General features: G+C 71.6%; 4 protein-coding genes. All 4 read left to right on the top strand.

The window, feature by feature from the left end:
* Positions 1-280: 280 nt before the first annotated feature.
* The 4 genes from JWR86_RS05945 to JWR86_RS05930 all read left to right on the top strand — a co-directional run bounded on the left by JWR86_RS05945 (position 281) and on the right by JWR86_RS05930 (position 2,786).
* Positions 281-610 carry a helix-hairpin-helix domain-containing protein gene (locus JWR86_RS05945; RefSeq protein WP_299562107.1) on the top strand — a complete coding sequence of 110 codons (330 nt, stop codon included), beginning with the start codon at positions 281-283 and terminating at the stop codon, positions 608-610.
* Positions 611-692: 82 nt separating this feature from the next.
* The gene (locus JWR86_RS05940; RefSeq protein ID WP_299562104.1) at positions 693-1,304 is read left to right on the top strand and encodes a ribonuclease D; all 612 of its coding nucleotides are present in this window, start codon (positions 693-695) and stop codon (positions 1,302-1,304) included.
* 94 nt (positions 1,305-1,398) lie between these two features.
* Positions 1,399-2,169, top strand: coding sequence for a lipopolysaccharide-assembly, LptC-related protein (locus JWR86_RS05935; RefSeq protein WP_299562101.1), 771 nt, complete (start codon positions 1,399-1,401; stop codon positions 2,167-2,169).
* On the top strand, positions 2,166-2,786 hold the full coding sequence (locus JWR86_RS05930; RefSeq protein ID WP_299562099.1) for an LptA/OstA family protein: 621 nt from the start codon (positions 2,166-2,168) through the stop codon (positions 2,784-2,786). Before JWR86_RS05935 ends, JWR86_RS05930 begins: the two co-directional genes overlap by 4 nt.
* The last annotated feature ends 161 nt before the right edge of the window (positions 2,787-2,947 follow it).

The following is a 2,947-nucleotide window of genomic DNA, read 5'->3' as shown; positions in this document are numbered from 1 at the left end:
CCCGCACCCGACGCCCAGGCCTCGCGGCCGACCCCCGGCGCCGCCGCCGACACGGCGACCCCGGAAGGCGATCCTCTCCGGACGGACGGGACGCGGGAATCGCCCGCCGCTCCGGGTTCACGCGCGGCAGCCGCGCGACAACCGGAGCCGGTCATCTTTCCCGTCCCGCGGCCGCCGGACGATCCGGGCCTGGAGGGAGCGGGCGACCGTCGGCAGCGGTTCAGGTTGCGGGTGTAGAACGAGGTCGCGGGCCGGCCGGCCCGGCTTACGGGAGGTGCACATGCTGACGACGTCGATCCGGATCCTGGCCCTGGCGGGCGCGCTCGTCGCGGCCGCGGCGGCCTCCGCCCAAGCGCCCCAGACGGGCGCCGGCACCACCACGACCCGCCCGGCCACCACCGCCCCGGCGGCTCCGGCCGCGAAGCTGATCGACCTGAACAGCGCCACCAAGGAGGAGCTGGACGCGCTCCCCGGCATCGGGCCCGTCCGGGCCGAGGCGATCATCAAGGGGCGGCCCTACAAGGGCAAGGACGAGCTGGTCCGCAAGAAGATCCTGCCCGAGAGCGTCTACGAGGGGATCAAGGAGCGGGTGGTCGCACGCCAAGCCTGAGGCCGGTTGGCCTAACGCCCGCCGGGTGGACAGCCGGATGGCGGCGGCCCTAGAAGGGCCTTCCCTCTAGAGCCGCAGCCGCATGACCGTCCGCCTCCACCGCGGCGACCTGCCCGCCGATTACCAGCCGGGCAGCGCCATCGCGATCGACACCGAGACCCTTGGGCTCCAGCCCCATCGGGACCGACTCTGCCTGGTGCAGATCTCGCGGGGCGACGGCGACGCGGACCTGGTCCAGATCGGCCGGGCCGGCGACGCCCCGAACCTCCGGCGGGTGCTCGAGGACTCGGCCGTGCTGAAGATCTTCCATTTCGCCCGGTTCGACCTCGCGGTGCTGCTGCACCGCTTCGGGGTGATGCCGGGCCCGGTCTATTGCACCAAGATCGCGTCCAAGCTGGTCCGCACCTATACCGACCGGCACGGCCTCAAGGACCTGTGTCGCGAACTCCTCGGTCTCGATCTTTCGAAGGCGCAGCAATCCTCGGATTGGGCCGCCGACACGCTGTCCGGCGCCCAGCTCGACTACGCGGCCTCCGACGTCCTGCACCTCCATGCGCTGGTCGGCCGCCTGGACGCCATGCTGGAGCGTGAAGGCCGCACAGCGCTGGCCCAGGCCAGCTTCGCCTACCTGCCGACCCGGGCCCGCCTGGACCTGCTCGGTTGGGCCGAGGACGACATCTTCGCGCATTCTTGACGGAGACGGCCCGCTCTGCCCAATGATCGGCGGCCACAACTTCGCCACGGCGGGGCGCGACAGCGGTGGCTCCTCAATCAACGGGATTGTCCGGGTGATCGGCTCGCCACAGGCCCTCGCGCCTCAGGACCTGACTTGGCCGGGCGCGGCCCGTGGCCGCTCCTTCGCGGCTGCGCGGCGGCACTCGGTGGTCGTGCGGGCGCTGAAGGTGGTGATCCCGATCGGCTCGCTCCTGGCGGTCGGCATCGTGGCCTTCGGCAGCTACTTCGACCCGCTGAGCCGCATTCCGGGCCTGACGCTCGGCCCGGTCTCCATGCAGGGCTCCAAGATCGCCATGGAGAGCCCGCGCCTGACCGGCTTCCGCAAGGATAAGCGACCCTATGAGGTGACCGCGACGGCCGCCTTCCAGGATGTCCGCAAGCCCAACGTCGTCGAGTTGAAGGACATGAAGGCCCGGCTTGCCATCGACGATTCCGGCGCCATGGCCCACCTCGTTTCCCAGGCTGGGATCTTCGACACGTCCAAGGAGCATCTCGAGCTCAAGGACAGCATCCGGGTCTGGACCGAGAGGGGCGAGGAGATCCTGCTCCGCTCGGCGTCTGTGGATTTCAAGGCCGGCACCGCCGTGTCGCGCGAGCCGGTCCGGATCACCACGCCCACGCTGAAGCTCGACGCCGAGGGGCTCGAGATGTCCGACAACGGCAAGGTTCTCGGCTTCACCGGGCGCGTTCGGGCGCAGCTCGTGCCCGGGCCCGGCAAGTCCGCGCCCGGCAAGTCCGCGCCCGGCGTGGCGCGCGCGGGTTCGCCGGCTGCGGCGTCCCCGTCTCCCAAAATCACCCAGGCCGAGGCGGACGAACGCCCATGAACCGAATCCGGACGAGGGCCATTGCCCTGTCTGCCGCGGCCGGCCTCGCGCTGGCGGCGGCCTCCGCCCTGGCGGCGCCCGCCCCTGGCGGCAAGGCGCGCGGCCTCGGCGACATGGGTTCTTCGCGCGACCCGATCTCGATCGATGCCGACCGGCTCGACGTCTACGACAAGGAAGGGCGCGCGGTCTTCGCCGGCAACGTGGTCGCCGTGCAGGGTGACACCACGATGAAATGCGCTGCCATGGACGTGTTCTATGACAACACGCGCAGCGGGGCGGCGGCCGGGGGCGAGCGCACCGCTTCGGCCGCATCGGGCGGCCTCGGGAGCGACAGCGCGATCCGTAAGATCGATTGCCGCGGCCCCGTGGTGATCACGACCAAGACGCAGACCGCCACCGGCGACCGGGCCGAGTTCGACCGGGTGGTCAACAAGGTGTTCCTGATCGGCAACGCCGCCCTCAGCGACGGTCCCAACGTCACCCGCGGCGAGCGGGTCGCCTACGACCTCAACACGGGCGTGGCCAACGTCGAGGGCGGACGCGTCCGGGCCCTGATCGTGCCGAGCAGCGACAAGGACAAGGACAAGGGCAAGAAGACGGACCGCAAGGAGCGCTGACCGCCCGCTCGGCGCGCCCGCCGTTGCGCGGCGGGCCCGCCCCTCCTACTCACCGGCTGCCCCCTCGCCCGGACCCTTCTCTTTGGCCACTCTCTCCATACGCCGCGGGCCGACCGACCTCGACGGTGCGACCGAGCCGGCCCCCCCGGCGGCCGCTCCCC

The organism is Enterovirga sp. (genome assembly GCF_028290205.1).
Lineage (GTDB): Bacteria > Pseudomonadota > Alphaproteobacteria > Rhizobiales > Beijerinckiaceae > Enterovirga.
Note: the sequence above shows the minus strand (reverse complement) of the source record. Positions and strands in the feature narration are given on the sequence as shown.

Excerpts from the sequence above, each read along its gene's own strand:
- JWR86_RS05940 (WP_299562104.1), top strand. The coding sequence starts at position 693 with ATGACCGTCCGCCTCCACCGCGGCGACCTGCCCGCCGATTACCAGCCG.
- JWR86_RS05945 (WP_299562107.1), top strand. The coding sequence starts at position 281 with ATGCTGACGACGTCGATCCGGATCCTGGCCCTGGCGGGCGCGCTCGTC.
- JWR86_RS05930 (WP_299562099.1), top strand. The coding sequence starts at position 2,166 with ATGAACCGAATCCGGACGAGGGCCATTGCCCTGTCTGCCGCGGCCGGC.